General features: G+C 34.2%; 28 protein-coding genes, 1 tRNA gene, 1 riboswitch and 1 other annotated feature. Of the genes, 15 read left to right on the top strand and 14 right to left on the bottom strand.

What is annotated here, in order from left to right; translation table 11 throughout:
- Positions 1 to 74 precede the first annotated feature (74 nt).
- The 4 genes from SUCMO_RS0105015 to SUCMO_RS0105000 are packed head-to-tail and all read left to right on the top strand — an operon-like array spanning position 75 to position 3,877.
- Positions 75 to 953, top strand: coding sequence for an HlyD family secretion protein (locus tag SUCMO_RS0105015; RefSeq protein ID WP_169336616.1), 879 nt, complete (start codon positions 75 to 77; stop codon positions 951 to 953).
- Positions 950 to 1,858: an ABC transporter ATP-binding protein gene (locus SUCMO_RS0105010; protein ID WP_019879453.1), complete on the top strand. Its 909-nt coding sequence runs from the start codon at positions 950 to 952 to the stop codon at positions 1,856 to 1,858. The genes SUCMO_RS0105015 and SUCMO_RS0105010 overlap by 4 nt, the downstream gene beginning before the upstream one ends.
- Complete coding sequence (locus SUCMO_RS0105005; RefSeq protein WP_019879452.1) at positions 1,858 to 2,760, top strand: ABC transporter ATP-binding protein; 903 nt, start codon at positions 1,858 to 1,860, stop codon at positions 2,758 to 2,760. The genes SUCMO_RS0105010 and SUCMO_RS0105005 overlap by 1 nt, the downstream gene beginning before the upstream one ends.
- Complete coding sequence (locus SUCMO_RS0105000) at positions 2,753 to 3,877, top strand: ABC transporter permease (protein WP_019879451.1); 1,125 nt, start codon at positions 2,753 to 2,755, stop codon at positions 3,875 to 3,877. Before SUCMO_RS0105005 ends, SUCMO_RS0105000 begins: the two co-directional genes overlap by 8 nt.
- A 59-nt stretch (positions 3,878 to 3,936) precedes the next feature.
- On the opposite strand, the gene SUCMO_RS0104995 is transcribed toward SUCMO_RS0105000, so the two are convergent.
- The 5 genes from SUCMO_RS0104995 to SUCMO_RS0104975 all read right to left on the bottom strand — a co-directional run bounded on the left by SUCMO_RS0104995 (position 3,937) and on the right by SUCMO_RS0104975 (position 7,104).
- Positions 3,937 to 4,269 carry a DUF2325 domain-containing protein gene (locus SUCMO_RS0104995; protein ID WP_019879450.1) on the bottom strand — a complete coding sequence of 111 codons (333 nt, stop codon included), beginning with the start codon at positions 4,267 to 4,269 and terminating at the stop codon, positions 3,937 to 3,939.
- 6 nt (positions 4,270 to 4,275) lie between these two features.
- Positions 4,276 to 4,416, bottom strand: a complete 141-nt coding sequence (locus tag SUCMO_RS11180) for a FeoB-associated Cys-rich membrane protein (protein ID WP_019879449.1) — start codon at positions 4,414 to 4,416, stop codon at positions 4,276 to 4,278.
- Between the two features lie 16 nt (positions 4,417 to 4,432).
- Positions 4,433 to 6,577, bottom strand: coding sequence for a ferrous iron transport protein B (feoB, locus tag SUCMO_RS0104985; RefSeq protein ID WP_019879448.1), 2,145 nt, complete (start codon positions 6,575 to 6,577; stop codon positions 4,433 to 4,435).
- A 78-nt stretch (positions 6,578 to 6,655) separates the two neighbouring features.
- On the bottom strand, positions 6,656 to 6,883 hold the full coding sequence (locus SUCMO_RS0104980) for a FeoA family protein (protein ID WP_019879447.1): 228 nt from the start codon (positions 6,881 to 6,883) through the stop codon (positions 6,656 to 6,658).
- A gap of 11 nt (positions 6,884 to 6,894) precedes the next feature.
- Entirely contained in the window at positions 6,895 to 7,104 is a 210-nt protein-coding gene (locus SUCMO_RS0104975) for a FeoA family protein (RefSeq protein WP_019879446.1), read from the bottom strand.
- A gap of 185 nt (positions 7,105 to 7,289) precedes the next feature.
- On the opposite strand from SUCMO_RS0104975, the gene SUCMO_RS0104970 reads away from it, so the two are divergent.
- The 3 genes from SUCMO_RS0104970 to SUCMO_RS0104960 all read left to right on the top strand — a co-directional run bounded on the left by SUCMO_RS0104970 (position 7,290) and on the right by SUCMO_RS0104960 (position 8,822).
- Positions 7,290 to 7,670, top strand: a complete 381-nt coding sequence (locus tag SUCMO_RS0104970; RefSeq protein ID WP_019879445.1) for a metal-dependent transcriptional regulator — start codon at positions 7,290 to 7,292, stop codon at positions 7,668 to 7,670.
- A gap of 146 nt (positions 7,671 to 7,816) precedes the next feature.
- A complete protein-coding gene (locus SUCMO_RS0104965) occupies positions 7,817 to 8,374 on the top strand; it encodes a DUF3793 family protein (protein ID WP_019879444.1) in 558 nt (185 codons plus the stop codon).
- 16 nt (positions 8,375 to 8,390) lie between these two features.
- Positions 8,391 to 8,822: a flavodoxin gene (locus SUCMO_RS0104960; RefSeq protein WP_019879442.1), complete on the top strand. Its 432-nt coding sequence runs from the start codon at positions 8,391 to 8,393 to the stop codon at positions 8,820 to 8,822.
- Positions 8,823 to 9,103: 281 nt separating this feature from the next.
- Here SUCMO_RS0104960 and SUCMO_RS0104955 read toward each other — a convergent pair.
- From SUCMO_RS0104955 to SUCMO_RS0104945, 3 genes are all read right to left on the bottom strand, one after another.
- Positions 9,104 to 9,180 (bottom strand) — tRNA-Pro (locus SUCMO_RS0104955).
- A gap of 59 nt (positions 9,181 to 9,239) precedes the next feature.
- A complete protein-coding gene (lgt, locus tag SUCMO_RS0104950; RefSeq protein ID WP_019879440.1) occupies positions 9,240 to 10,043 on the bottom strand; it encodes a prolipoprotein diacylglyceryl transferase in 804 nt (267 codons plus the stop codon).
- A 29-nt stretch (positions 10,044 to 10,072) separates the two neighbouring features.
- A complete protein-coding gene (locus SUCMO_RS0104945) occupies positions 10,073 to 10,771 on the bottom strand; it encodes a metallophosphoesterase (protein ID WP_019879439.1) in 699 nt (232 codons plus the stop codon).
- Positions 10,772 to 10,935: 164 nt separating this feature from the next.
- On the opposite strand from SUCMO_RS0104945, the gene rpsT reads away from it, so the two are divergent.
- On the top strand, positions 10,936 to 11,202 hold the full coding sequence (gene rpsT, locus SUCMO_RS0104940) for a 30S ribosomal protein S20 (protein WP_019879437.1): 267 nt from the start codon (positions 10,936 to 10,938) through the stop codon (positions 11,200 to 11,202).
- Positions 11,203 to 11,283: 81 nt separating this feature from the next.
- Here the strand turns inward: rpsT and SUCMO_RS0104935 are convergent, their stop codons facing one another.
- Positions 11,284 to 11,712, bottom strand: coding sequence for a 2-thiouracil desulfurase family protein (locus tag SUCMO_RS0104935; RefSeq protein WP_019879435.1), 429 nt, complete (start codon positions 11,710 to 11,712; stop codon positions 11,284 to 11,286).
- Positions 11,713 to 11,896: 184 nt separating this feature from the next.
- Complete coding sequence (leuS, locus tag SUCMO_RS0104925) at positions 11,897 to 14,383, bottom strand: leucine--tRNA ligase (RefSeq protein ID WP_019879432.1); 2,487 nt, start codon at positions 14,381 to 14,383, stop codon at positions 11,897 to 11,899.
- Positions 14,384 to 14,443: 60 nt separating this feature from the next.
- Positions 14,444 to 14,656, bottom strand: a binding site (T-box leader).
- Between the two features lie 149 nt (positions 14,657 to 14,805).
- Between leuS and SUCMO_RS10345 the strand changes: the two genes are divergently transcribed.
- The 3 genes from SUCMO_RS10345 to SUCMO_RS0104910 all read left to right on the top strand — a co-directional run bounded on the left by SUCMO_RS10345 (position 14,806) and on the right by SUCMO_RS0104910 (position 18,245).
- Positions 14,806 to 16,512: a Na+/H+ antiporter NhaC family protein gene (locus SUCMO_RS10345; RefSeq protein ID WP_019879430.1), complete on the top strand. Its 1,707-nt coding sequence runs from the start codon at positions 14,806 to 14,808 to the stop codon at positions 16,510 to 16,512.
- Between the two features lie 80 nt (positions 16,513 to 16,592).
- Positions 16,593 to 17,780 carry an aminotransferase-like domain-containing protein gene (locus SUCMO_RS0104915; protein ID WP_019879428.1) on the top strand — a complete coding sequence of 396 codons (1,188 nt, stop codon included), beginning with the start codon at positions 16,593 to 16,595 and terminating at the stop codon, positions 17,778 to 17,780.
- Between the two features lie 66 nt (positions 17,781 to 17,846).
- Positions 17,847 to 18,245 (top strand): hypothetical protein, encoded by a 399-nt coding sequence (locus SUCMO_RS0104910; RefSeq protein ID WP_019879427.1) that lies wholly within the window; start codon positions 17,847 to 17,849, stop codon positions 18,243 to 18,245.
- Between the two features lie 57 nt (positions 18,246 to 18,302).
- Here the strand turns inward: SUCMO_RS0104910 and SUCMO_RS0104905 are convergent, their stop codons facing one another.
- Positions 18,303 to 18,812, bottom strand: a complete 510-nt coding sequence (locus SUCMO_RS0104905) for a hypothetical protein (RefSeq protein ID WP_019879426.1) — start codon at positions 18,810 to 18,812, stop codon at positions 18,303 to 18,305.
- A 227-nt stretch (positions 18,813 to 19,039) separates the two neighbouring features.
- A riboswitch (cobalamin riboswitch) is annotated at positions 19,040 to 19,187 on the bottom strand.
- 356 nt (positions 19,188 to 19,543) lie between these two features.
- On the opposite strand from SUCMO_RS0104905, the gene SUCMO_RS0104900 reads away from it, so the two are divergent.
- The 4 genes from SUCMO_RS0104900 to panD are packed head-to-tail and all read left to right on the top strand — an operon-like array spanning position 19,544 to position 22,480.
- Positions 19,544 to 20,386, top strand: a complete 843-nt coding sequence (locus tag SUCMO_RS0104900) for a Rossmann-like and DUF2520 domain-containing protein (RefSeq protein WP_019879425.1) — start codon at positions 19,544 to 19,546, stop codon at positions 20,384 to 20,386.
- 11 nt (positions 20,387 to 20,397) lie between these two features.
- Positions 20,398 to 21,231, top strand: coding sequence for a 3-methyl-2-oxobutanoate hydroxymethyltransferase (gene panB / locus SUCMO_RS0104895; protein WP_019879424.1), 834 nt, complete (start codon positions 20,398 to 20,400; stop codon positions 21,229 to 21,231).
- A gap of 12 nt (positions 21,232 to 21,243) precedes the next feature.
- Positions 21,244 to 22,095 (top strand): pantoate--beta-alanine ligase, encoded by an 852-nt coding sequence (gene panC / locus SUCMO_RS0104890; RefSeq protein ID WP_019879423.1) that lies wholly within the window; start codon positions 21,244 to 21,246, stop codon positions 22,093 to 22,095.
- A 1-nt stretch (position 22,096) separates the two neighbouring features.
- Positions 22,097 to 22,480 (top strand): aspartate 1-decarboxylase, encoded by a 384-nt coding sequence (gene panD / locus SUCMO_RS0104885; protein WP_019879421.1) that lies wholly within the window; start codon positions 22,097 to 22,099, stop codon positions 22,478 to 22,480.
- A 297-nt stretch (positions 22,481 to 22,777) separates the two neighbouring features.
- Here the strand turns inward: panD and SUCMO_RS0104880 are convergent, their stop codons facing one another.
- The 3 genes from SUCMO_RS0104880 to SUCMO_RS0104870 form a co-directional block, all read right to left on the bottom strand.
- Positions 22,778 to 24,331 (bottom strand): ClC family H(+)/Cl(-) exchange transporter, encoded by a 1,554-nt coding sequence (locus SUCMO_RS0104880; protein WP_019879420.1) that lies wholly within the window; start codon positions 24,329 to 24,331, stop codon positions 22,778 to 22,780.
- A 130-nt stretch (positions 24,332 to 24,461) separates the two neighbouring features.
- Positions 24,462 to 24,887, bottom strand: a complete 426-nt coding sequence (mscL, locus tag SUCMO_RS0104875) for a large conductance mechanosensitive channel protein MscL (RefSeq protein ID WP_019879419.1) — start codon at positions 24,885 to 24,887, stop codon at positions 24,462 to 24,464.
- 35 nt (positions 24,888 to 24,922) lie between these two features.
- The gene (locus SUCMO_RS0104870) at positions 24,923 to 26,962 is read right to left on the bottom strand and encodes a sensor domain-containing protein (RefSeq protein ID WP_019879418.1); all 2,040 of its coding nucleotides are present in this window, start codon (positions 26,960 to 26,962) and stop codon (positions 24,923 to 24,925) included.
- Between the last annotated feature and the right edge of the window lie 16 nt (positions 26,963 to 26,978).

Genomic DNA, 26,978 nt, shown 5'->3' with positions numbered 1-26,978 from the left:
TTATCTTTTTTTGTGCTTGTAGCATTTTACTTTTTATTTTTTTTAAATCAACCTACAATGACAGCGCCTCGCTTATGGCTACTGGTACAGTCGAAATTACCAAGTTAGAGGTAACTCCACGCCTAAGTGGTTATATTCGCAACTTAAGTATCGATACTGGTTCTAGAGTTAAAACTACTGATATACTATTTGAAATTGAACGTCAAGATTTAACCGAACAATTAAAGGCCGATCGTTATGCGTTACAGCAAAGTGAAGCTAAACTACAAGATTTACTTAACGGCCCCCGTCCACAAGAGATAAAAGCTAGTAGTTCTGTATTAAATAGTAATTTGGCTGTATTAGAAGTAGCTACTACTGATTTGATAAGATATCGACAACTCTATGAGCAACGTGCTATTTCTAAGCAACAATTAGACCTTATCCAAAAAAATTATGATGTCGCTTTAAATAATGCAAACAACGCTCGTGCCCAATTAGAGCTTTTGCAGGAAGGTGCTCGACCTGAACAAATCACTGCTCAAAAAGCTGAGACAGAAAAACTAAAAGCAATCCTGGCTGCAAATAAAAGTGTTCTTGCAGACTCTATTTTAACAAGTAACCTTGACGGGGTTGTTCTTAGTCGTAATTTTGAAAACAACGAGTATGTTACTGCTGGTTCGCCAGTTTTAACAATCGCTAATCTCCAAGATTGCTGGATAAAAGTATATATTGCCTCAAACGAACTAGGTAAAATTTATCTAGGGCAAAAAGTTCTTGTAAATGTTGACTCTTTTCCGAAAGAAAGTTTTCAAGCAATAGTCAAGGAAATCTCTGATAAAGCCGAATTTACTCCTCGACAAAGTATTACCAAGAATGAACGCGCAAATATGGTGTTTGCCGTGAAGGTAAAGCTTGATAACACAGACGAAAAGTTGAAACCCGGCATGCCTGCGGATGTGATTTTCCAATGATCGAAATTAAAAATTTGAATAAGAATTTTTCCCAAAAAAAAGTTTTAAGTGATATAAATCTCTTTATAAAAAAACAAGAAATTTTTGGATTAGTTGGTGCCGACGGGGCTGGTAAAACAACATTGCTGAGAATAATTTTAGATTTATTAAAACCAGAAAGTGGTTTTGTAAAATTTGCAAAAAACAATCTTGAAAATAGCATAAAAGAAAAAATAGCTTACGTGCCGCAAACTTTCAGTTTATACAACAATCTTACTGTTTTAGAAAACATTAATCTCATAGCAAGTTGTTATGGTCTAAAACAAAAAAACATCCAAAATCAAACGAAAGAAATCTTGGAATTCACTAGTCTGTATGAATATAAAGATAGATTTGCCGAAAAACTTTCTGGCGGAATGAAACAAAAACTTGCTCTTGCAAGTGCCTTAATTCATAACCCTGAAATTATTTTTCTTGATGAACCTACTACAGGGGTAGACCCTGTTTCCAGGCGAGAATTTTGGCAACTTTTGCATTACATAAATCGCCAAGGGACAACAATCATAGTCTCCACTCCCTACATGGACGAAGCAGAATTTTGCCATAGAATTGCCTTTATTGATAATGGGAAAATAATTGAGTGTGATACTCCAGATAACCTTGTAAAAAACTATCCTAACCAATTATTAGCTTTACAAATAATTGGTGTTTTCCCCAATTTATCTACTATTAACAACATTATTGATATTTCTATTTTCGGACAAGATTACCATATCGCCGTTTCCAATAATTCTGATTCTACTATTGAAGAAATTCATTTAGCCTGTAAAGAAAATAATTGTCAAATTGTTTGTCTAAAACCAATAGCCCCAAATCTAGAAGATGTTTTTATAAGCTTAACACAAAAGACGAGGAGTATAAATTAATGTATGTTTTAGAAACCAAAGCTTTAACAAAAAAATTTTCAGATTTTACAGCTGTAGATAATCTAAATTTAAAGATTACCAAGGGCAGTATTTATGGATTTTTAGGTTCCAATGGTTCTGGCAAATCTACAACTATTCGCATGTTATGCGGCGTGCTTACGCCAACTTCTGGTAGCATTGAAATTTTTGGTAAATCTTTAACAAAAAACCTCCCTTTCCTCAAAAGCAAAATTGGCTATATGTCGCAAAAATTCAGTTTACACCCCGATTTAACAGTTATGGAAAACTTAAATTTTTATGCCGGTCTTTATAGTTTGCCAAAAGATATTATTGAGCAAAGAATTAGAGAAATTATTAATTTAGCGCAAGTAGAATCTTTTAAAAATGAACTAACTAGTGCTCTCGCTGGTGGTTGGCGTCAACGTCTAGCTTTAGGTTGTGCAATTTTACACAAACCTGATATTTTATTTCTAGATGAACCAACCAGCGGTGTTGATCCCAATTCACGTAGAATGTTTTGGGATATAATTCACTCTTTAATAGAAATGGGAACAACAATTCTTATCACCACACATTTTATGGATGAAGCTGAACATTGTGACAACATAACTTTTATTCATCAAGGAATTACAATTGCCAGTGGGAGTCCTAAAGAGTTGAAAAATCTAATTCCTTATAAACTTTGGCAAATTTCTGTCCCCGAACCTCTTAGTTTACAAGAAAAACTCCGCACAGAAAATTATCCCGAAATATATGTTCGTGGCAAACAATTACGTATCTTAAGCAGTCCAGAAAAAATCCCTACTTTCATCGATAACTTTCCTGTTAACGAAATAACACCTTCCCTTGAAGATGTTTTTGTTTATTTAATTAAGCAAGAAAGGAAAAAAAATAATGACTAGACTAAGAGCATTGCTAATAAAAGAATTTCTGCAAATGAGTCGCGATCGAATGACTTTAGCTATGTTAATTATTTTACCAATAATTCAACTGTTAATTTTCGGCTATGGAATCAACACAGATGTTAAACACTTACCAACAGTGGTTTTCGATCAATCTTTAACCCATGAAAGTCGTGATATGCTTAATTCCTTTAGCTCAACCAGTTACTACGACATAAAATTTATAGCTCATAATTTCCAAGAAGTAACAGAAATAATAGATTCTGGTCAAGCAAAGGTCGGAATAATTTTCCCTCCTGATTTTTCAGAAAATGTCAAGCATGGACGTAGCGCTTCCATTCAAGTCCTAGTTGATGCCAGCGATAATATGACCGCTAATTCAGCTATTAGTACCGCTCAACTCGTAGGTCAAGTTAATTCCCAAAAAATTTTAATAAAAAAGCTCCGCATGGCGACTGGGCAAATTTATCAACCAGCTTATGATATTAGAATCCGCCCATGGTACAACCCTGATTTTGTTAGTCCTTACTATATGGTTCCCGGAATAATTGGTATTGTCGTTACAATGACAATGGTTATGCTTACTTCTATCGCCTTAGTGAGAGAAAGAGAATTCGGAACCTTAGAGCAATTATTGGTTACACCTTTGAAAACCTATGAATTAATAATTGGTAAGATAATACCTTATATTTTGGTTGGTTTCATCCAGGTAGCCCTAACATTATCAATAGGTCTATATTTATTTGATATCCCCGTCAAAGGCAGTATGATCTTACTTTATATTATGACTTTATCTTTCTTATTAGCTTCATTGGGCTTAGGTATTATGATTTCCACCATTGCCCAAAATCAAATGCAGGCTATGCAAATGGCTTTTTTCGTTCTTGTACCCAGTGTATTGTTATCAGGGTTTGTTGTTCCACGGGTATCAATGCATATCTTCTTTTATTATTTAGGCTATTTATTCCCGATGACTTTCTATTTAGAAATTATTCGTGGTATATTATTAAAAGGAAATTCTTTTCAGCATCTTTGGTTTCCCTTTTTTTCTTTATTATTTTTTACAATCATTACTTTGACCATCAGTATTAAGCGTTTTAAAAGAACTCTTGCTTGATACAAAGTGTTAAAAAAGTATAAGAGAAGGCCTCGTTTTTTAAACACGGCCTTCTCTTGTTATTTTTTGTTTTTACAATTAGCACAATTTTTACCACAGATTGAGCAATTCCTTTGTACACACTCAGCTAATATACCCTTTAATGCACAAGCACTACTACTATGTGAGCGAACTATTTTAGCACCAGTTTTTTCACCTTTAGCAATTGCTTTTTGCACCATATTATGAGATACAGTACTTGTAAACAACACTACTACATCTGGATTTCCCATCGTACTTTTTAAATTAGCAGGCATTTCAGTAAAGACCTTTGCTTTACAACTATATTGTTTGCAAATTTCTTTATACTTACAAGCCATCCGCTCATGTCCACCAATAATTACAATGCTCATAAGTGCCTACTTCTGACAATTACTTGTTGATGGACAACCCGAGCAACCACTGCAACAAGAACCAGCCTTATGTTTTTGACTATATAGATAATAACCTACACCAACAAATGCACTTAAAACAATTGTTCCCACAATAACTGTTCCCATTTATAACACCTTCTTTCTAAGCATTTACTGCTCTTTTCGCTAGTTTAAGATTTTTCTCACTTTGTCTGTACGGTTTAAACAATAAATATAAGATTCCTGCTACAAAAGCGATTGCTACAGCCGTTAATATTGAAAGTTGTCCATCCGTAAAATAAGTTCCGATTTGATAAACGATAAAGGCCATAACATAAGCAAATAGCGTTTGATAGCTTATTGCAAACATTGTCCATTTCATATTGCCCATTTCTCTTCTGATTGTCCCAATTGCAGCAAAGCATGGTGCACACAACAAATTGAAAACCAAGAACGAGTAAGCTGATATGACAGTAAATGATTGTTGTAATAACGGCCAAATTTCCGTGCCATCTTCCGCCACTTCAGCAAAACCAAATAAAATCCCAAAAGTAGCTACAACATTTTCTTTCGCAATCAACCCAGTAACTGTAGCCACCGTAGCCTCCCAAGTGCCAAAGCCTAAAGGTGCAAATATCGGTGCAACTGCTTGACCTAAAGTTGCCAAAATTGATTCCCCTATTTCAACCATTTCAAAAGCTCCATTAAAGCTACTTAAAAACCAAATAACTCCACTTGACAAGAAAATTATTGTCCCAGCTTTTACAATAAATGATCTGGCTCTGCTCCACATGTGTAAAAGTACACTTATAGCACTTGGCAAATGATAAGGTGGTAATTCCATTACAAAAGGTGCTGGCTCTCCAGCAAAACTATCCGTTTTCTTTAAAATTATCCCGGAAATAATCACTGCTAAAATCCCAATAAAATAAGCTGACGGAGCCACCCAAGGTGATTCTTCAAATAAAGCCCCTGCTATCAAAGCGATAATCGGCAATTTTGCTCCACAAGGAATAAAGCTCGTTGTAATAATTGTCATTTTTCGATCGCGTTCATTTTCAATTGTTCTTGAAGCCATAATTCCTGGAACACTGCAACCAGTCCCAATTAACATTGGAATAAATGATTTTCCCGATAGGCCAAAACGTCTAAATACTCTATCCATAATAAAAGCAATACGTGCCATGTAGCCACAATCTTCTAAAATTCCTAGTAGTAAAAATAAAACCATCATTTGTGGCAAAAATCCAAGAACTGCACCAACCCCACCAATAATTCCGTCTAGAATCAATGAATTAAGCCATTCCGCAGTACCAGCGCCCACTAAAAATTCTTCTACCGCAGGTGGAATTATCTCACCAAAAAGTACATCATTCGTCCAATCTGTCATCATTGTCCCAACTGTAGATACTGATAAATAATAAACCAAAAACATAATTGCAGCAAAAATCGGCAACGCCAAAACTCTATTGGTTACAATTTGATCGATTTTGTCAGAAACTGTAATTTTAGTTGTATTTGCTTTTTTTATAAAAACTGTCAAAACTTGAGAAATATATTGATAACGTTCATTGGTCATGATACTTTCGCTATCATCATCCATTTCATTTTCCAAAGCACAAATAACTTCTTCTAACTCTTCGCCTAAACGTTCACTAAAATTAATTTGTTGTAAAACCTTGGCATCGCGTTCAAAAATTTTAATTGCTAACCATCTTTTATTGCCCTGAATTCCTTCTGTGGCCAAAATATCTTGTATTTTTGTCAACGCTAACTCAACTGACTTGGAAAAATAATGTTTAGCTTTTACATTTCGTTTTTCTTCAGCTATTTTTATAGCTTTCTCGGCTACTTCTAAACAGCCATCACCCTTTAGTGCAGCTGTTTCGATGATTTCACAACCCAATTTTTCCGAAAGCATTTTCACATTAACAATATCGCCTTGTTTATGGAGCACATCCGCCATATTTAAAGCAATAACTACGGGCACACCAATTTCTAACAATTGTGTTGTAAGGTATAAATTTCTTTCTAAATTAGTTCCATCAACAATATTAATAATTGCTTCTGGTTTGTCTTGCAACAAAAAATCTCTAGCCACTACTTCTTCTAGAGTATATGGTGATAACGAATATATACCAGGCAAATCGACAATTTCTACATCTTTATGGCCTTTTAATTTGCCAACTTTTTTCTCTACCGTTACTCCAGGCCAGTTACCAACATATTGTGCACTTCCTGTCAACTCATTAAACATTGTAGTTTTCCCACAGTTTGGATTACCTGCAAGAGCAATTTTAATTCCCAATATAATCTCCCCCTCAATTTGTTAGCTTAAGCTAACCTCTCCATGAAAAAATTTGCAGCCAGTTTGGCTGCCCCAGATTTAAAGATACTTAACTTCAATCATTTCAGCATCTGCTTTCCGCAAGCTTAACTCATAACCTCGTACATTAATTTCTATAGGATCACCTAATGGTGCAACTTTACGCACCATTATTTCTACCCCTTTAGTAATACCCATATCCATAATACGACGTTTCACAGCGCCTTCACCATGTAATTTACAGACTAGAACGGTTTCTCCTGTTTTCACTTGTTTTAACGTGTCCATTTTGCCACCCCTTATACCATAATTCTATTCGCCATGCATTTATCTAAAGCAATTCTCGTATCACGAATACTTAAAATTACATTGCCTGCAAATTCAGCTACTACTGTAACTTCTGATCCTTCGATAATACCTAAACTAGCCAAAAACTTTCTTGGCTCATCCCGTCCAGAAATTCTTTTTATGCTGTTTGTCTGTCCAATTTTAACCATAGTCAATGGCATGATGAATCACTCCTTCATATTTCATTAGTTTTGCCTAACTTTCAAATTTTAAAAAAAGTTAGCTTTTGCTAACCCAAGTTATTCATAGCTTACCACTTTAATTCTAGCTTGTCAATGATTAAGGAATATTTTTCTTGCCTTAATTAGTTGTTTTTGATACCATTATCAATAAGGGGGTTTTTATTGTGAAAATACAAGAATCTGCAGAAAATTATTTAGAAACAATACTAATTCTTCAAAGACGAATCGGTCTCGTTCGTTCTATAGATATTGTAAATGAAATGAAATTTTCTAAACCCAGTGTTAGCAACGCTATGAAACAGTTTCGCGAAAACGGCTACATCACCGTTGACAAACAAGGTTTTATAACCTTAACGCCTAAAGGGCAAACGGTAGCCGAAAAAACTTATGAGCGCCATGTAATTCTAACTAAATGGCTAATTTCCATCGGCGTTAATGAACACACCGCACTTGAAGATGCCTGTAGAATTGAGCATGATCTCAGTGACGAATCCTTTGACAAAATCAAAGTTCATTTAAAGTTGGATCATGGTATTAAAAGCTAAAACAATAAATGTCAATGGCTGTAAAAATATAGTCTTGACATTTATTGTTTTTTTTGTTAATCTTTAACTCAGTTAGTTCTTGCTAGCCGAAATATTTTTTTGCCGTTTAGTTAGGTAATCCTAACTCCAAGAGGAAGGTGAGACGTTTGTCTGTTGAACAAGTTTTGGCATTTCATTGTAGCCCAGCTTTGGCAGGAATCAAGCCGAGTAATTTAGTTTCTTTTTGTCGCAAAGATAAAGAGCAGGTTTTTAATATTCTCAATAAATTAAATTCTGAATTAAATTCTAAGCAAATTTATTTTAAAATTCTTTGTCAATGCCCAAAGAGAATCTTAGTTTTAGTTTATCGCAAAAGTTTATTACTAAGGCATTTACAAACTAAGCAAGTATTAAATTATCTACTAGACAGTGGTTATCCTGCTGATGCTAGTTTAGATTTAATTTTAGCAACACTTGCCGAAAGAATTACTTCTAGTAGTTCTTTTCCTCATGAAGTAGGCGTATTTTTAGGTTATCCACTTTCAGATGTTATTGGCTTTTTAACACACAAGGGAAAAAATTACAAAGCCAGCGGTTATTGGAAAGTTTATGATAACGAGCAAGAAACTATCAACTTATTTAATCGCTATAGTCGCTGTACTACAGCAATCTGCAAAAAGCTAGAAAAAGGGTTTTCACTGGTGGATTTATTTAAAACTGCTTAGAATAGGAGAGATTTTTATGAATAAAATTGCAATAATTTATTGGAGCCAAACTGGCAACACGAAGTTGATGGCGGAACAGATTTTAGCTGGTGCTAAAACTGCTGGTGCTGAAGTTGACTTATTTTCTGTTGATGAAATAGCTAGTGCAACAGCTTTAACTTATGACGTACTTGCTTTAGGTTGTCCAGCCATGGGAGCTGAAGTTTTAGAAGAAATGGAATTTCAACCATTTTTTGATGAATTGTTACCGCATCTAGCGGGTAAAAAAATTGCCCTATTTGGTTCTTACGGTTGGGGAACTGGTGAATGGATGCAAACTTGGCAACAGGAAGTTATAGATAGCAATGCTATTTTATATAATCAAGAAGGTCTAATTGTAAATGAATCCCCTGATGAACAAGGTACTGAGCAATGCCAAAATCTTGGCGCTGCTCTTGCCTCTTTCTAAATATAATACCTCTCTCAGAAAAACATCTGCCATAGGCAGATGTTTTTCGTTTTCTTGGGTTTCTTTTACCCTAAAAAGTTAATTATACAAACATTATTTTTAAAATATAAATCTGCCTTTAACTAAGCATGCTAGTTTTTCCAATTTTCACTATCTATTTTTATCAATTGCTTATTTATCTGTAAAATATAAAAGCTACTTATTTCTTTAGCTATTAGCAAAAAAACAAGCAGCTTTCTAAGTTAACTTAAGCTAGTTAACTTTTATTATAATTAATTAACTGGTCGGAACGGCGGGACTTGAACCCACGGCCTCTACCACCCCAAGATAGCGCTCTACCAAACTGAGCTACGCCCCGAATTTACTTTGACATTATAACATATAATACAATTACTAGCAACTTTTATAAATTTTAAATTATTTTTTTACTTTGCTTTTTTTTACAGCCAAACTCTGTTTTTCTTTCCAACCTACAATTATAAATATTACTAAGGAAACTAAAGCAAATGTTAAGCTGGTAATTTGTGCAGACTTTAACCCAGCAAAAACTATCTCCGTATAATCACCTCGCAAATATTCTAAGAAAAATCTAGCCAAAGAGTATAAACAAGCGTATAAGGCAAAAACTTGCCCTTTAGCATGTCTAGTTGTCCTAAATATAAGCAACAGTGCAAAAATTACTATATCTAATTGACATTCCCAGATTTCTGCTGGCCACAAAGGAGCGTCCCCATAAACTTTTCTTGCTAAAGTCCCTTCTGGATATAGTATCCCAAAATCACTACCAGTAGGCGCTCCAAAAGCATCTCCGTTAAGTAAATTAGCCGAACGGCCAATTGCTTGCCCTAAAATTATTGCAGGAGCTATAATATCAGCTAAAGCCCAAGTATCAATTTTATGCTTTTTGGTATACCAAATACCTACTACAGCACCCAAAAATACCCCACCTTGAATTGCCATTCCCCCTTGCCATACAAACGGAATTTCCAGTAAATGGTCTTGATAATACTCCCAATCAAAAAAGAATACATCCCAAAGTCTAGCACCAATAATCCCGGCCAAACCACAATACAATCCCATATCAAAAATATGCTCATGCCATCTTCCATCTTGCTTTGCTAAAAAATAAGCAACCCCTGAACCTAAAAAAATACTTAAACATAAAATCAATCCATACGCTCTTATAGGAAAATCGCCAATAAAAAATAAATATTGATGCATAACTACCTACTTTCCCAACAACTCTTAATTTAAATAGCTGTTATTTTTTTTAATTTAAAATCCAAATAATCTGCTGAAACTAGTTGGTAATTTGTTCCGTCTAGTTCGCCTTCAAAAGCCAGTTTAAAAGCATCTTCACCATGTAAGTGTCCATAAATACATTGTTTTACATTGTATTTACAACAGAGTTTGCTAATTTCAGAAACTTCTTGTCCCTTTAAAAGTGGCGGATAATGTAATAACAATATTTTGTTCACTAAGCCAATTTTTTCAGCTTGCATTAGGGAATTTTCTATCCTTAATAATTCTCTCGCAAAAATTTGTTCATCTTTTTCCGTGTAATACTCGTTGGGCAACTCCCAGCCACGACTACCACAAATTGCCCAGTTCTCATATTGAAAAAAATTATTTTGCAAGAATTCTAACTTATTTGCAAAAGTATTATTCAATTTTGTAACAGTACTCCACCAATAATCATGATTACCTCTAATCATAATTTTTCTTCCAGGCAAAGTAATTAGTTCTTCCAAATCCATCTTAACTTCTAAAATATTCATTGCCCAAGATATATCTCCAGCTAATAGTACTACATCACTTTCACCTACTTTTTCGCTCCAATCAGTCTTAATCTTTTGCCAGTGATTATGCCAGGCCAAATCAAAAATATCCATCGGCTTAGTCGGCGGGTTTCCCGATAGATGCAAATCGCCAATTGCAAAAATTCTCATATATATTCTCCTACTATTATTTGCTAAAATAAATGTTAATGTATTACGAAAAGCTTGTCAACTTTTCCAGTTATTTTTGCTTTTCAATTTTTGAATATACTCTTGCTTATTAACTAAATATATGCTAAAATACACTAGATAAACTAGTTAGGGAGGTGAAGTAATTGCCAAACATTAAATCATCAATCCGTAGTGTAAAAACTGATGCGCTAAGAAAATCACACAACTTTCAAATTAAAAGTACACTTCGTACAAGCACTCGTAAAGTTGTAGAAGCTATAGAGGCTGGCGAACAACCTGCAGCTCAAGAATTATTTGTTAATTTAGTTGGTGCAGTTGATAAAGCTGCTCGCAAAGGCATTATCCATAAAAATGCTGCTGCTCGCAAAAAATCTCGTTTAGCTAAACGTTTAAACAAAGTTAATGCTTAAGATTTTAGAAACAACCACTAAAAGTTGGTTGTTTTTTTTTTCGAACCCAAAGCTTAATGCTTTTGGGTTCTATTTATTTTGCTAGAATTCTTCTTCCGTATATACTTTAATGCCATTTTTTTGTAAAAGCAAGGTCGTAAAACCATCCCCAGCTATAAGTTCTCCATTAAAGTTACCACTATAAATTTGTCCTTTACCGCAGGAAGGGCTCCGTGCTTTTAATATCGCTGTATTAGCACCCACTATTTGTGCAATTTGTAAAGTTTTTTGTGCTCCTAATTGAAATTCTTTGGTTAAATCCTCTTTTTGAGAATTTACAACTCTTAAAATTCCATTTTTATTTTTAATTATCTCGCAAGGAAGACGGGGCGTACTCAAACCTGCTAATTGTTCTGGACAAATAGCCAAAGCTTTTCCAGCTTGAACTAATTTAAGTAGCTTTTCATTGATAGTTATAACACCATTATATCTACACCGTACTCCTACTAGACAAGCGCTTATTATATACATATAGCATATATCCTCCTTGTATAATGAACATGCTCTCTGTGGTCCATTTTTATTTATAGTATTGATAGCGGTTTTGAGTTAATGTTTTCTACTTATGTAAAAATACTTTTAATTGCCTTTAAAGATTCTGTAGCCAAGTTAACTTATTCATTTCTAATGAAAATTGTTAACTTGGCTACTTTTTTTATTTAACTACTATATTAACTAATTTTTTAGGAACGCTAATTATTTTTATAATCGTCTTTCCCGCAAGTAAATTACGAACTTTTTCCAAAGCTAATACCGCTTCTTCCAATTGTTTTGCATCAAGCTGAGCATCCATCACAATTTTTTCTTTTAATTTACCATTGAATTGTATTACTATTTCTACCTCAGAAACCTCTAATGCATCTTCTGCATACTCTGGCCAATTTTGTTTATGTACACTACTATCAGAATCAATAGTTCCATTCCAAAGTTCTTCTGTAACATGTGGAATAAATGGTGCTAACAATCTAATAAGCTGTGATATAACTTCATGAATCAAACCTGCATTAATAGTTTCATTCTGTTCTTTATGTAAGTACAAGGCATTTACTAGTTCCATTATCGCACTTATTGCTGTGTTAAAGTTAAATCTTAATGTTATGTCGTCTGTTACACGTTTGACTGTATGATGTGCCTTATAACGCAACTTTTTCTCATTAGCTGTCAACTCTTCTGGGTTATAACTACATTGTCCTTTATTCAAATCAGCTTGATAATGTTCTACTATTCTCCATAAGCGATTAATAAATCTAAATGAACCATCTACCCCCTGTTCACTCCATTCTAAATCTCTCTCTGGCGGCGCTGCAAATAAGATAAATAATCTTGCTGTATCTGCACCATATTTAGCAATTATTTCTTCTGGAGAAACAACATTACCTTTTGATTTTGACATTTTAGCGCCATCTTTTATTACCATACCTTGAGTTAATAAATTTTTAAAAGGTTCATTAACATTAACCAAGCCTGCATCTTTTAAAACTTTAGTGAAGAACCTTGAATACAATAGATGCAAAATCGCATGTTCTATCCCACCAATATATTGGTCAACTGGCATCCAGTAGTTCACCTTATCCCAAGCAAAAGGCTGTTTGTCGTTATGAGGATCTGTATAGCGCATATAATACCAAGAAGAACAAATAAAAGTATCCATCGTATCTGTTTCTCGTCTTGCTGGTTTACCACAAGTAGGACAAGTGCAGTTAACAAAATCTTCTACCTGTGCTAATGGTGATACAGCAACATTAGCAAAATTTACATTCTCTGGTAATAAAACTGGTAGTTGTTCGCTAGGAACAGGTACAGTCCCACAGTCTTGACAATATACCATTGGAATTGGAGCACCCCAATATCTTTGACGACTAACTAGCCAATCGCGTAAACGATAATTAACTTTTTTACTGCCTATAGATAATTCTTCCATTTTATCTGCAATAACTTTTTTGCCTTGCTCGTTGCTTAAACCATTACAAATATCGGAATTAACCATAATCCCATCTTCTTCGTAAGCTGCTTGCATAGTTGCAATATCCAAATCAGCCGCAGGAGAATTTATAACCAATTTTTTAGCTAAATTGTATTTCGTTGCAAATAACCAATCCCTTTGATCATGTGCTGGCACACCCATTACAGCTCCAGTACCATATTCAAATAATACATAGTTAGCTACCCATATTGGAATTTGTTGGCCTGTCAATGGGTGAACCGCATATTCACCAGTAAAAATACCCTCTTTTTCCATATCACTAGCAGTTCTTTGCAATTCCGTTTGATTTTTCACACGCTCTACAAAAGTACGCACTTCATTTGCCTGTGTTTTTCCAGCAATTAATTTTTCCACCAACGGATGTTCTGGAGCCAAAACCACATAAGATACACCATAAACAGTGTCATGTCTTGTTGTATATACCGAAATTTTATCTTGAATACTAGGTACATCAAAAGCAAATTCTAAACCTTCACTACGTCCAATCCAATTTTCTTGCATTGTTCGTACCCGCTCTGGCCAACCGTTTAATTCTTTTAGATCCTCTAACAATCTATCTGCATAATCAGTTATTTTAAAAAACCATTGTTCTAAATCTTTTTTTACAACTTCACTATCACAACGCCAGCAACAACCATCAATTACTTGTTCATTTGCTAGCACTGTATTACATTCATTGCACCAATTTACAGCCGCTTTTTTGCGTGTTGCTAAACCTCTTTTATAAAACAATAAAAATAATTCCTGTGTCCAGCGATAGTAATCATCTTTACAAGTCGCAACTTCGCGATCCCAATCATATGATAACCCTAATTCTTTTTGCTGTTTACGCATATTATCAATGTTTTCCATCGTCCACTTAGCAGGATGAATTCCATGTTTAATCGCTGCATTTTCGGCAGGCATTCCAAATGCATCCCAACCCATAGGATGCAACACATTATAGCCTTGCATGCTTTTAAATCTTGCCACCACATCACCAATTGAATAGTTGCGCACATGCCCCATATGCAAATTACCAGATGGATATGGGAACATTTCCAAAACATAGTATTCTGGTTTTTGCCTATTAATCACCGTATCAAAAGCATTGCTTTTTTCCCAAAATTTTTGCCACTTTTCCTCAATACTTTTGGGATCATATCTGTCTACTAACATTACTTCTCCTCCTACTTTATGTATAAGTTCTCTTAAAAAGAAAAAATCCCATGGCTATGTGCCAGGGACGATTTTTATATCGCGGTACCACCCTGATTGACAGTTGCAAACAACCATCCTCTCAATTGCTATTAACGCTAGCTAACGGCTAAAACTACTTTCTTTCATATTAGCTCTTCCTTAGCGAGTTCAGTTTTGGTAGTATTAGCTTGCATCAACCGCTAACTTTCTAAAAGCTACTTCTCACCTACTACTCTAAGTCCTCAGATTTTACAGTTCAATACCATGTATTATACTTAAAAAGCCCTGTTTTGTCAATTGTATTCTCCTTGTATACTATATATGCAAGTATACCTTGTTGACTAGACATTCTGGAATTTGGTATCATAGAGTGTAAATTTTTTAAAAGGATGGGTTTCTCAATGTATAAAAAATTCTTTAAAATTGCCCCTATTTTCAGTCTTATTTTGCTGTCTAATTTTGTGGTTGCTCATGCTCAAGAAGTAGATGCAGCCGCCAAAAATGCTGAGACTTTAGGTATTTGGACTATTACACCACCTCTGGTGTCTATCGTTTTGGCTTTTATTACTAAAAACGTGGTATTTTCTTTATTTACAGGTATTTTCTCTGGTGCTCTCATTTTAACATTACAAAACAATAGTTTAATTCCTTCTTTAATAGAAGCTTTTTCAAAAGTCATTGCTTATATTCTCGGTGCAATGAGTGATTCTTGGAATGCTGGCATTATTCTTCAATGTTTAACTATCGGTGGTTTAATAGCTCTTATAACAAAAATGGGCGGTGCTAAAGCTGTTGCTGAATATCTGGCGGCCAAGGCATCTGGTCGTAGAAGTACTCAAATCATCACTTGGTTTCTTGGAATTCTAGTATTTTTTGATGATTATGCAAATTCGCTAATAATCGGTCCTATAATGCGACCTGTATTTGATAAATTTAAAATTTCACGTGAGAAGTTAGCCTTTATTGTTGATGCTACAGCGGCCCCTATTGCTGGCGTAGCCCTAATTTCAACTTGGATTGGTTATGAACTTAGTCTAATTCGTGATGCATATGCCGTGATTAACCAACCAATTAATGCATATGCAATTTTCGTAGATACCATCCCTTATCGTTTCTATAATATCTTAATCATGGTTTTTGTGTTTTCGTCAGCAATAATGTTAAGAGATTTTGCCTCTATGCATGTAGCTGAAACAAGAGCCTTAACCACAGGCAAAGTTATTGCTGATGGTGATACCCCTATGTCTAGTGAAGACAATGATAAAATCAAGCCAAATCCTGAAGCAAAAATAAGTATCTATAGTGCCATAATCCCTATTGCTGTCTTAATAGTTTCTGCTTTTATTGGTTTTTATACAAATGGTACTGCCGCTATATTAGCTGGTGAAAACAAAGCTTTAGTCGCAGCTATTGAAGCACAACCTTATTCACTAAGCTCCTTACAAGAAGCTTTTGGAGCTTCTGACGCAAGCATTGTTTTGTTTCAAGCCGCTTTAGTTGCTTGTATTGTAGCCTTCGCCATAGGCCTGTACCAAAAATGTTTTACATTAAATGAAGCTGTCAACACTTGGGTAACTGGTGTTTCTGGGCTTTGTATAACAGGCGTAATTTTACTGCTGGCATGGTCTTTAAGCTCTGTAATAAAAGAAATGGGAACAGCTAGTTATCTAGTAAGCATTCTTTCTTCTAATTTACCAGCTTACCTTCTACCTTCTATTATTTTTATTCTCGGTTCAATAATTTCTTTCTCCACTGGAACTGCCTATGGAACCATGGGTATTATTATGCCGCTTGCAATTCCACTTGCTTTTGCTTTAAATCCTGATTATGGCTACATGATTGCTAATGTTGGCGCTGTGTTAACAGGAGCAATTTTTGGTGATCACTGTTCACCAATATCTGATACTACGATTTTATCATCTATGGGTGCTGGTTCTGATCACCTTGCCCATGTCAAAACTCAATTGCCCTACGCCCTAACGGTAGCAGTTATTTCTGTAATTTTCGGCTTTTTGCCAGTAGGCTTTGGTGTATCAATTTACATTACTCTGCCAATTGCTATTATTGCTGTAATCAGTACTTTATACTTCTGGGGTAAAAAAGTCTAAGTGACTTTTTATTTGACCAAAAAAGTCCTCTATGATAGAATTAAACACATACTTTAACAATTTTATAGGGGGATTTGAAAATGTCATGTGAATTTGCAAACAGAATTAAGCATATGCAAGCTTCTGAAATACGCGAGATTTTAAAATTAACACAAAAACCAGAAGTAATATCCTTTGCTGGTGGACTTCCAGCACCCGAACTATTTCCTACTCAAGAAATAGCCAAATTAACTCAAGAAATAATCGCCAAAGATGGAATTCAAGTACTGCAGTATGCCACAACTGAAGGCTGGGCACCATTAAGAAAAAAAATTGCCGCGCGCATGAACAATAAATTAAATACAAATGTGGTTGCTGACAATATTTTAATTACAACTGGGTCACAACAAGGGTTAGATTTCACTGGAAAATTATTTCTTGATGAAGGCGATATCGTTTTGTGCGAAAGCCCTTCTTATCTAGGAGCTATTAACGCTTTCAAAGCCTATTCGCCTAAATTTATTGAAGTTGCCACTGATGAACAAGGTCTTATTCCTGAATCTTTAGAAGAAATTTTAGCTAACAACACTAAAGTAAAATTTCTCTATGCTATTCCGGATTTTCAAAATCCTACCGGCATAACTTGGAGCCTTGAACGCCGTATTAAAATTGTAGAAATATGCAACAGACATAACCTGCCAATTATCGAAGACAATCCTTATGGCGAATTACGGTATGAGGGAGAGATTTTACCTTCTTTAATGTCTTTAGATAAAAATAAGCAAGTGGTGTTTCTAGGAACTTTTTCCAAAACATTTTGTCCGGGATTACGCATTGGTTGGGTAGCAGGCTTTGATAGCTTAATTGAGAATTATATCACAATTAAACAAAGTGCCGATTTACACACTAGTACCCTAGACCAAAGAATTGTCGATGCCTATATGGATAGTTATGATTTTGACGCGCATATTGCTAATTTGTGCAATTTATACCGCAGACGTCGTGATACTATTTTACAGGCCATGGATGAATATATGCCCCCGCAAATTTCTTATACTCGCCCTAATGGCGGATTGTTTTTGTGGGTTACTATGCCTAAACATATAAATTCAAGAGATGTATTTTTAGAATGTGTGGCTGAAAATGTAGCTTTTGTTCCAGGCGATTCTTTCTACCCTAGCACACCACAGTTCAACTGCATGCGGATCAACTACTCAAACATGCCAGAAGAACGCATTATCGAAGGCATTAAACGTCTTGCTACCGTTTTGAAAAACTTTGTTAATTAACAAATAAAATTTACGCCGAACAGATTTTTTTGCTGTTCGGCGTCTATAATTTGGAGATGATCTTTAATGTCTAAAGGCTTTGAACGTAACCAAGAGCACTTAGCGCAACTTAATGCATTGGGTAGAGAACTAACACGTAGAGCCAAATCCAAATGCGAATTTTGTAATAGCGCTGGTAAAAAACTGATTATTTATGAAGCAATTATAACTAAGCAAACTGTAAATATCGACCATTGCTTGTTTATCTGTGAAGATTGCCTAACCTTATTACAACACCCACCCAAACACAATCCGAGTCAACTACACTTTCTTAGCACTACAATTTGGAATGACACCCCGATAGTTAAAGCTTTGGCTATTGCACAAGTGCAAAAACTTGCTCCAGTTCTACCTTGGGCGCAAGAGCTTCTAGATTCAGTCTACCTTGAACCAGAAATTCAAGATTTAATTGCACAGTTAAAATAAAAACCACGTTTTCGGAGAACTTCTTTTAGATAGCTTCTCCTGAAAACGTGATTTTTGCTATTTTAACAATATTTCTAACATGGCTTCCGCAAAACTATTTTTAGGAACTGTGGCAAATTGACGGTTATTGCCTACTACTTCTTTACTAGCAATCAAATTATTTTGTCCAGCAAAAATCTCCGTTTTTTCCACCAGATACATTTTTTTCGCAACATCAAATTTTATCGTTAACTGACAATAGGTTATTATATCTTCACCTGCTAATTTACTTGCATATTGCTTATTTAAACGCTCTAGAACTTCTTTATTCGTAAACACCGTTTTAACTAATACGCTCACCAATTTATGCTCTTTAACGATACTGTCATTAGCATAAGTGTAAATTCCTATATCATTTTCTAAAATTGGCTGCCAACGTTCTTTTTCAATTTCTTCTAGAGTAGGTTTGGGTAAAATCGACATTTCCCAATCTAAGCCTTCGCCATTAACTACACCCGTAGCTGCAGATACTGTTTTACCTAAGCTTAATACTAACAATAATACGCCTAACAACAATATTTTCTTCATAATCAACACCCCTAATCTAATTAAATGTATCATTTTGCTGACTTGAATTTAGCTAAGATAAAATTCTCAAAAATAAAACTTTTATTTCTAGCTCCACTAAATCTTGTTGATAATAAAAACATCACCACCTTCCTCAATTTTTAGACAGAAAAAAACTCCCCTTGCTATAAAGGGGAGTTTTAGTTTTTATGTGCACTAAAAAACCCTCTTTTCCTGTCGCTCGCAAGTCAAGGTTTTAATAAACAGTTAGTTCTGACTCTGTTTTAAGTTTTTTCTGCTATTTAAACTTAAAACTTTACAGTGGCGGGACCGCATTGGCTTTGCACCAATTTTCTCTAGCTAAAATCTCTAGCTCCTGTTTATTTTTTTATTTAATTTTCATATAATACGCAAAATTATACCATAAGTTATTTTATCAAACAAGTGATTTTAATTTTAGAAGTATTAAAAAACAATTACAAAGCAGTACTCTACTCCCAATATTTTTTTATTACTGCTACTTGCCTTCATTTTTTTTTTATGCTATTATCTTACTTGTGTGAGGCTATCTTTTTAGAAGTTTACATACTAGCTAGTATTCTATTTGAAAATTTTAATACCGCTTGGATCAGACTAGACCGAGACGGCACAATAAAGCACACTTATCTTAGTGTTTCTTTTTCCTGTGATTATTCACGCCTCTCTTTCTAGAGAGGCGTTTTTTTATTTTTAATTTCTAAGGAGAAAATTTAATGAACCAAAAAATCGCAATAATCGGTTTTGGAAAACTAGGACAAACTCTAGCAAAGGCCTTAAAAAATACAACTTGGAATTTGGTTGGTGTTTTTGATAAAGAATGCGACAAAGGTAAAAATATCGTACAAGCGCTTCAACTAAGGTATTATGATAATCTAGAAACTTTATTATTCGAGGCAGATATTATCTTTTTAACAGTTCCTGATAACTTAATAACCACTCTAGCCCAAAAAATTGCTACATTAAATTATAACAACAAAAATCAATATTTTTTTCACTGTAGCGGTAGCCAAAATCTAGATGCCTTACAGCCTCTTCATACAAGTAATATTGGCTGCTTTCATCCTCTGCAGGCTTTTACTGAAAATACTACTAGCTTAGAAAATACTTATGTCGCTATTGATGGTGAACAAAGTAGCTTAAATATCGCAACCAAACTAGCTCACACCTTAAACGCTGTCCCTATACATGTACCGGCAAATGACAAACCTCTCTATCACGCAGCGGCTTGCATTTTATCAAACTACTTAGTTAGTTTAACTTGTATCGCTGAAGACATTTTTATGAAATGGTCTATTCCTCGCGAAGCTTTATTTGGACTGCTTCAAAGCACTGTCCACAATATTGAAAGAGCTAAAAACACAGCCTCAGCTTTAACTGGGCCTCTAAGTCGCGGTGATAGTAGTACTATTTCCCAACACCTAGAAGTTTTACCAGATAAATATCAACATCTGTATTGTTTACTCGGTTTAAAAACCTTAGATATAGCTAAGGCAAATGGTACAATTACTGACAATAACTACCTAGAGCTCAGAAATTTATTAAACAATAAAATTTAAGGAGATTATTAATGTCTAATTCAATTGTTACAACTAGCACAATAAAAAATTCTAAAGGAATAAAGCCCTTAACTATGATAACCGCCTATGATTATGCTTTTGCTAAAATTTTCGACCAAGCTGGCATCGATATGATTCTAGTCGGTGATTCACTAGGTAATGTTATCCTTGGCTATTCTTCCACTTTACCAGTTACAATGGAAGATATGATTCATCATACCAAGGCTGTTACTAGAGCTTGTAGTCGCACGTTGGTGGTTGCCGATATGCCGTTTATGAGTTATCAAGTGAGCACAGAACAAGCTCTAATAAACGCTGGACGGTTAGTCAAAGAAGCTGGCGCACACGCCGTTAAACTTGAAGGCGGTGCAGAAATCACGGCCACGATTGAAAAACTCGTTCAAAGTGGCATTCCCGTAATTGGACATTTAGGCTTAACTCCCCAATCTGTAAATCAATTAGGTGGCTTTAAAGTCCAAGGCAAAACCTTAAGCGCTGCGCAAAAAATACTTCAAGACGCACAGGCTTTAGCAACCGCAGGCGTATTTGCTCTAGTCTTAGAGTGTATTCCTCACCAATTAGCTCTAAAAATAACTGAAAGTGTTAACATCCCTACTATTGGCATTGGTGCTGGGAATAATTGTGATGGTCAAGTTTTAGTTTGTAATGACCTTCTAGGCTTAAATACTGAATTCACCCCTAAATTTGTAAAAAAATATCGAAATTTACAACAAGAAATTTTCACAGCTACTCAAGAATATATTAATGATGTTCAAACTAGAACTTTTCCTGCTACCGAACATACTTTTAGTATGCAAGATGAAGTTTTAGAAAAATTATATTAAAAGAGGTTTTTTATGAAAGTTTGCACAAAGATTAATGAAATACGAGCTATTTTAACCCAAGCTCGTACTAGTGGAAAAAGTATCGGCTTAGTGCCAACCATGGGTGCTCTCCATGCTGGACATGCCTCTTTAATTGCGGCTTCAAGCGCTAGAGACGACATAACTGTTGTGAGCATTTTTGTCAATCCTACTCAATTTGCGCCTAATGAAGATCTTGCTAAATATCCTCGAACCTTTGAGGCAGATAAACAACTGGCCTCAGCACATGGGGCGCAAATTATTTTTTATCCTGATGTTGCTGAGCTCTATCCTGACGGTGAGCCAACTTGGGTAGAAGTAACTGGTGATATCACTAAAGTTTTATGTGGAAAATCACGTCCTATCCATTTTCGCGGCGTCACTACTGTAGTTAGCAAACTTTTTAATATTATTAAACCTACTCGCGCTTATTTTGGACAAAAAGATGCACAGCAAGTTCAAGTTCTAAAAAAAATGGTGCGCGATCTAATGTTTGATTTAGAACTCATAGTTTTACCTATCATTCGTGAAAGCGATGGTTTAGCCCTAAGTTCTAGAAATATTTATTTATCAACTTCTGAAAGAGCTGCCGCCTTAGTTTTATCTACTAGCCTACAATTAGCTCAAAGCGCATTTTCTCAAGGTGAACGTAATCCAGAAAAAATCTTAACCCTTGTGTTGAATAACATCGCCACGGAAAAACTGGCCACAGTAGATTATGTGGAAATTTGGCAATTACCAGATTTAACCTGCTGCACAAATCCAATGCAAGCAAGCAATCTCTTAGCTGTAGCTGTGTATTTTGGAAAAACTCGATTAATCGATAATATAATTTTGGAGGCTTAATATGCTACTTACTATTTTCAAAGGTAAAATTCATCGTGCCACAGTAACTGAGGCAAATTTAAACTACATGGGCAGTGTTACTATTGACCAAACCCTTCTCGAAGCTTCTGGGATACTTCCTGGAGAAAAAGTACAAATAGTTAATAACAATAATGGTAATCGTTTAGAAACATATGTTATTGCCGGTGAACGAAATTCAGGCGTAATTTGCTTAAACGGTGCTGCCGCACGTTTAGTTCATGTAGGTGACACAGTAATAATAATTGCCTATGCGCTAATGAGTGAAGAACAAGCCACAACTTTTCAGCCTAAAGTTGCTATGGTAGATGCTACAAACAAACTTATCTGTACTCGTGGGACCGAGCAAGCAGGAGAAATCGGTTAAACTGATAATACTATTTTATTTATAATTCAAAGCACTCCTTCACAGCGTGCGACAATTGTTTCTAACATTTTATTTTACTAAAAAACTAGTAAAAAGCAGCTTCTGCATACTTTTAAGTATATAGAATCTGCTTTTCTCTTTCTAAATAGCTTTCCCTCTTACCTATTATTTAAATGAGATATTTCATTTAATTTTTTTAAATCATATTATAGACAATTGAATTTAATTTTTCAGATTTGTAGAAAATTAAATATTAAATCAATGAATTATTTCAGCTTATTCAATAAGCTGGCTAATTTAATTACTAAACTGTTTTTTTAAAAACTCTCTTACTGCCGTTTCATTATTTAAATCTGTCAAAAACAATAAATAGTCTTCAGCCAGTATTTTAGTATTTCCATTCGGGATAATTTCATTAGATTCTCTGCGCACTGCTACTAAAAGACATCTATCAATAAATAATATATCCTTAACTAATCTATTTGCTCCTTTAGAACCATGATGCACAACTATTTCTATACTAACTTTTGCATTTGCTTCTCGCATATCTTTCGATTTATCAATTTCTGCAACCTGTAGCTCTAATAAAGAATCATAAATAGGCTTACTTTTTAAATAATCTGCTACTATATATGCCACTATAGAAACTATTGTTAAAGATAGCAAATGTTTAAAGGACCCTGTCATCTCCATCAATAAAATAACACCTGTAATCGGAGCTCTTACAATAGCTGTAAATAACCCAGCCATCGCTAATATTACAAAATTATAAAACAAAGTCTGATCGTAACCAAAAATGAAAATTGCTATATTGCCAAATATTGCCCCAATTAGGGCACCCATAATAAGTAGAGGAAAGAAAATGCCGCCTGGAGCTCCTGAAGCAAAGCTTAACATCGAAAAAACAAACTTTATCATTAATATGCTAGCTAATAAACCAATAGAAGTATCTAAACTCAAACAAGCAATAACCTTATGTCCCCCACCTAAAACTATCGGAAAACATAGACCTAAAACTCCAGCTAAAATAAATGGGATAATGGGTTTCGTTTTAGTATTTAAAAAATATAAACTAGAGTAACCTCTTTTTATTTTTATTAGTAAATAATTATAGATATATCCAGAAACACCTAGAATTAATCCTAATAAAATTAGTAGCCAATAATCCGTCAACGCTACACTATCTTTGATATCAAAATGAAAAACAGGCTCCAAACCAAAAATACTTTTCGACACTACATCTGCTGCTACGGCTGATATTATCGTCGTTAGTAAGATTGTTGGGGAAAAATACTTAAAAATCTCTTCCATAACAAACATTACCCCTGCTAAAGGAGCATTAAATGCTGCTGCTAAACCCGCACTAGCACCACTAGCAATCAATATTTTCCGCTCTGCTCTTGTTTTAGCAAAATTATAACTAAGACCCTGAGCTACACAAGCCCCTAACTGAATAGACGGTCCTTCGCGTCCTAAAGATAGACCTGCTAAAATCGAAATACTTCCGCCTATAAATTTGCTCAGTAAAGTTGTATACCAACAATCTTTAAAATACCCCATTATAATTCCTTTTACTTGAGGAATGCCACTTCCAGCAATCATTTTAAATTTAGCAACAAGGTTACCTACAAAATAACCACTTATTGTTAAAACTAAAAAAAGCACTGGTAAATAACTTATATGTTCATTCACATATGCATATATACTTATTGATATTTCTTCTGCCCAAATTAGCATCAAACGATATGCAACAACTACAATACCTACAGTAGTTCCTATTACGCTACTTTTTACAACTCCTGAAAAGCTTTTAAATTTAGAATTTAAAACACTCTTATAATTATTAGTCATTTCATCAAAACCTCTTTAACATTAAGCACTTAAACCGACATTGTATATAATACAACTATTGTAAAAAAAATACAAGGAGCTAATAAAACTCCTATTAGCTCTTTGTATTTTAAACTAGTAGATCTATTTTTTATAATTCAGAAGTACAGTGCGGGCACTTTTGGGCATTAATATTAATCATTGATAAACAGTAAGGACACTCTTTTTGTAAAACAGGCTCTTTGGCTTTAGGTGATAATTTATTTATTTGTTTGATTAGCAAAAATATAGCAAAAGCAATAATCACAAAATCAACCACAGCATTAATGAATAGACCATAATTTAAAGTTGCAGCGCCAGCAGCTTTTGCAGCGGCGATTGTACTATAATTTTTTCCCGACAAATTAATAAAAAGATTAGAAAAATCAACTTTACCAAGCAATACCCCCATAAGTGGCATAAGAATGTCATTAACAAAAGAAGAAACTATTTTCCCAAATGCAGCACCTATTATGATACCAACAGCTAAATCTATAACATTACCCCGCATTGCAAATTTTTTAAACTCTTTCAACATTTTTCATTCCTCCATTTTCTAGCAAACATAGCTAGTTATAAAAACTCTATATCCCGAGTAACCATTGATAAAATATCAGTTTTATCCATAGGACGCGCGAAATAATAACCTTGACCATAATCACAACCTAGTTTCTGTAAAATCCGTTCTTGCATTTCTGTTTCGATACCTTCTGCTACAGTTTTAATGCCTAGTTTAGCTGCTAATTTAATTATTTGTTCGATTATTAGACTATCTTTATCAACTGTAGCAATATTGTCTACGTAAGACTTGTCTATTTTCAAACAATCAAAAGCCATTTTACTTAAATAATTCAGTGAAGAATAACGCGTTCCAAAATCATCTAAAGAAATATTAAACCCTAAAGTTTTCAAATTCCGAATAAGATTTTGTGAATTTTCAAAATTGTCTATAAGAGAATGCTCTGTAATTTCTAAAGCTATTTGAGCTGGGTTTATTGGAAATTCACATAAAGCTTCCTGAAGAAATTTAATTATCACTCCCGAATTCAATGACTGAACCGAGATATTTATCGAAACTCCACAAGGGATTTCCCGCAAATTTTCATATGCAAATTTGAATACGTTACGTAATACCCAGCGATCAATTTCTATTATCTGCCCTGTTTTTTCAGCAACAGCTATAAGCTCTGATGTTGTTAATTGTAATTCCGAGGAATTCCATCTTAGTAAAGCCTCTATCTTTATTATTTTTTTGTTCTGTAAATTGTATATAGGTTGAAAATATATTACAAAATCATCTCTTAACAAAGCCTGGTTTATTTTTTCCTCGATTTTCATTAAACGTTCTAACTCCATCTGAAGATTTTTATTATACTTAAAATAGCGCTTTTTCCCATCTTGCTTTGCTCGATGCAAAGCCATATCAATATTTTTAAGTAATTCATAAGTCTCTATTCCATCTTCTGGATAAGTTGTTACGCCAATACTAATCGATGGCAAATACTCTAGATATTCAATTTCCCACTTTTTATTACTAAACTCTAATATAGACATTGCAGTTTTCGCTATTTGAGTTTCTGAATTCACATGTTCTATAATAATAAATTCATCTCCCGACCAGCGATAAACCTTATTATCACTAAAATTCTTTTCAAGTTGCTGGGCATATACCTTTAAAAAAGCATCGCCAATTCTATGACCGTGAATATCATTTAGTAATTTAAAATCATCAAAGTCTAAATAATAAAGATTAAAGGAATCTTTATCCGCAATACATTCCTCTAACTCTTTCTCAAACATAACCCTGTTTTTCAGTCCTGTTAGCTGGTCATGGTAAGCTAAGTTATAAATTAATCGTTCATTTTCTTTTTCAGCAGTTATATCACTACCAAAAGATACAATAATTAATTTTTTCGTTTTAGGATTAGTTACGAGTGAACTATTCCAAATCATTTCTAACATTGTTTTATTGGTAGCCAAAATTCTATTTTGAAAATTTTTGACAAACCCCTTATTTTTCAATTCGGAAATCATGTCCAAGTTTTTCTCGTTATCGTTGTTTTCAGCAATTATTTCTATCCATTTTTTGCCAATAAGTTCTTCCTTTTTATAGCCTGAGATTTTCAAGAAATGCTGATTAACATCAATAATTAAACCACTAAAATCCCACAATATAATCGCCGTATTACTATTGTCAAATATATCTTCAATATATTGCTTGTGTTCTTGTAAATCGTCCAAAGTCTCTTTTAAATAAATTATTTTTTCTTGCAGTTCTTCTTCAGTAGCAATTAACTCTTCCGAATAACCAGTTAAATCTTGATTTTTACCAATTATTTTTTTTATTAAATAGGCAAACTTAAAATGTTCTTTCTTTACCAATATATAGAGCAAACTAGCCGTAACAAAAACATAAAACCAGCCTTTGAACATCTGTATCTTCAACAGAAGTTCAGTATCTTTAACTAAATAAATTAAAATCTGATCTGAAAACAAGATCCAAATAAAACCAAACATAGTATATGTTCCAACAATATACCATGGATTAAATTTAGGTTCTTGAATTTCATCATTTAATAGGGCTTCAAATTCCGCTATACTTTTTCTTTTCATATTAGTATTCCTCTCA

Source organism: Succinispira mobilis DSM 6222 (genome assembly GCF_000384135.1).
In the GTDB taxonomy this organism is placed as follows: domain Bacteria; phylum Bacillota; class Negativicutes; order Acidaminococcales; family Succinispiraceae; genus Succinispira; species Succinispira mobilis.
Note: the sequence above shows the minus strand (reverse complement) of the source record. Positions and strands in the feature narration are given on the sequence as shown.